The following is a 1,734-nucleotide window of genomic DNA, read 5'->3' as shown; positions in this document are numbered from 1 at the left end:
GGGGGTGTTATTGTGATCGCGTAATCGGCCGGCTAAATCAAGGGCGACATAAGATGCCATCACTGCGATCAGATACGATAATATGACTAGTCGTGAATCATATACTCCTTTCAACTGATCCAATGGTAAAGCATTTGGTTGAAAAAATTCAGTATACATTTTCCTTAATGCTCTTTATGTTTTAATCTACTTCTATATAGTTCGTTCCTTTAATTTTAGCACGCTATTTTTTAAAGTACGTCATATTGGGGAGTTGTTCTGTGCTCATTTGCTTTTTATTAATTTAGGATTGAATAAAATGAATAAGATAATCAGGATGATTTTGCTTTATTTGATTCTTATTGCGCTTCTTATTAGTTATTTTGTTGTATATCGTAACCCCATTCACTTAGAGAATGGGGTTTACATCAGTCAAATTGAACCGGTACCGAATTTTGAGCTTGTTGATAATCACGGTAATTTATTTTCTGAGGCAACGTTAAAGGGGCACTGGTCACTGCTGTTTTTTGGTTTTAGCCGTTGCAAAATGGTTTGTCCATTGACTATGTCTATGTTGAATCAAACCTATGAACGATTATCGCCAACAAAACGACCTCAGGTTATTTTTATTTCCGTTGATCCTGAGCATGATTCAGTGCAAGAGCTTAATCAGTTTGTTCATCAGTTTAATGAGCATTTTATTGCACTTAGAGGACCGATGTCGGCAATAAATTCCTTACAAAAGCAATTGCATATTACGGTGTCTGCAAGTCCTATGAGTCATGGAACAGAAATTTTGCTTATTAATCCAGAGGCAAGGATACAGGCTTATTTTTATTATCCTATTGCGGCTAGTGAGCTAGTAGCTGATTTGAATCGGCTTATTGATTAGCGCTAAATGTTTTGCTGTGTATGCATGCAAAACGAAGCAATCAAGTATGGAGTTTTAATGAAGCATTGCTCTGAGTTTCTTCCATGCTTACATCATATGTTAAGGCTATGGCGCTGGATACTGCCACTGCACCTCCAACCAAAACACCACTAATTAATAAATTACCACCAGCACCCATCAGGACTGCCATTCCACTTACCGCCGCCGCTCCAGCTACGCCTCCGGTAAATACTGAGGCTGCAACAATGATTCCAATGCCTATTACTGCTCCCTCGATTAATAGACCTCCTCGCACAGGGTGTTCCTTCATGTAGTTTGCAAAACCGGACGCTAAATTTGATACACTATTTTTTAATCTACTAAAAAATCCTTCTTTTTTAGGTGCTTCTGGCTCTTCCCCTTCAGGGCTTTATCAGCATCAGTATAGGGCGCCCCCTCAGTACCGCCGACTCTTAAATTATTTACAATTTCAGCATATTCACCAACGTACTCTTGACGTTGTTTTCTAACTGATTTTACGGGGGACAGAACTAGTTTAGCTAAAGGATTTTTTGGCATAATATGTGCTCATACTAAATTATCTGTTTTAAGTATAGATAACTCTTCTTATATGAGATCGCCTCGCTATGAGGCTACTTGCTGTCCCAATGTCATAATTATTAAGAAGTTAAAAGGCTCGCGTAGGATGTTTGCTCTTCAAAAAATGTAATTAATTTTCCCAAACGGCCGTCTTTTAATGCAATGCTTTCAAAAAAGCTATACTGAACAGGAATTTTACGAAGCTCTAATTGTTTTTTATCAACCGCATCCTCTTTAGTTTGTTTGGAAAGGGAGAGCCAATTATGTCTATCGTGTGGCTCGGT

Annotated in this window: 4 protein-coding genes and 1 pseudogene; 1 reads left to right on the top strand and 4 read right to left on the bottom strand. The window is 38.2% G+C overall.

Annotated features, from left to right (window positions below; all coding sequences use genetic code 11):
- A partial coding sequence (locus ACQY7T_RS11060; protein WP_428413389.1) for an MHYT domain-containing protein occupies positions 1 to 159 on the bottom strand: 159 nt, incomplete at its 3' end.
- Between the two features lie 139 nt (positions 160 to 298).
- Here ACQY7T_RS11060 and ACQY7T_RS11055 point away from each other — a divergent pair.
- Positions 299 to 871: an SCO family protein gene (locus tag ACQY7T_RS11055; RefSeq protein ID WP_428413387.1), complete on the top strand. Its 573-nt coding sequence runs from the start codon at positions 299 to 301 to the stop codon at positions 869 to 871.
- A gap of 40 nt (positions 872 to 911) precedes the next feature.
- Here the strand turns inward: ACQY7T_RS11055 and ACQY7T_RS11050 are convergent, their stop codons facing one another.
- The 3 genes and pseudogenes from ACQY7T_RS11050 to ACQY7T_RS11040 form a co-directional block, all read right to left on the bottom strand.
- Positions 912 to 1,166 (bottom strand): hypothetical protein, encoded by a 255-nt coding sequence (locus ACQY7T_RS11050; protein WP_428413385.1) that lies wholly within the window; start codon positions 1,164 to 1,166, stop codon positions 912 to 914.
- A gap of 56 nt (positions 1,167 to 1,222) precedes the next feature.
- Positions 1,223 to 1,429: a hypothetical protein gene (locus tag ACQY7T_RS11045; RefSeq protein ID WP_428413383.1), complete on the bottom strand. Its 207-nt coding sequence runs from the start codon at positions 1,427 to 1,429 to the stop codon at positions 1,223 to 1,225.
- A 101-nt stretch (positions 1,430 to 1,530) separates the two neighbouring features.
- Positions 1,531 to 1,734, bottom strand: a pseudogene (locus ACQY7T_RS11040) (hypothetical protein); the annotation flags it as partial.

Source organism: Legionella sp. (assembly GCF_965140895.1).
In the GTDB taxonomy this organism is placed as follows: domain Bacteria; phylum Pseudomonadota; class Gammaproteobacteria; order Legionellales; family Legionellaceae; genus Legionella.
Note: the sequence above shows the minus strand (reverse complement) of the source record. Positions and strands in the feature narration are given on the sequence as shown.

Coding starts and splice junctions, on each gene's coding strand:
- ACQY7T_RS11055 (WP_428413387.1), top strand. CDS start 299: ATGAATAAGATAATCAGGATGATTTTGCTTTATTTGATTCTTATTGCG.
- ACQY7T_RS11045 (WP_428413383.1), bottom strand. CDS start 1,429: ATGCCAAAAAATCCTTTAGCTAAACTAGTTCTGTCCCCCGTAAAATCA.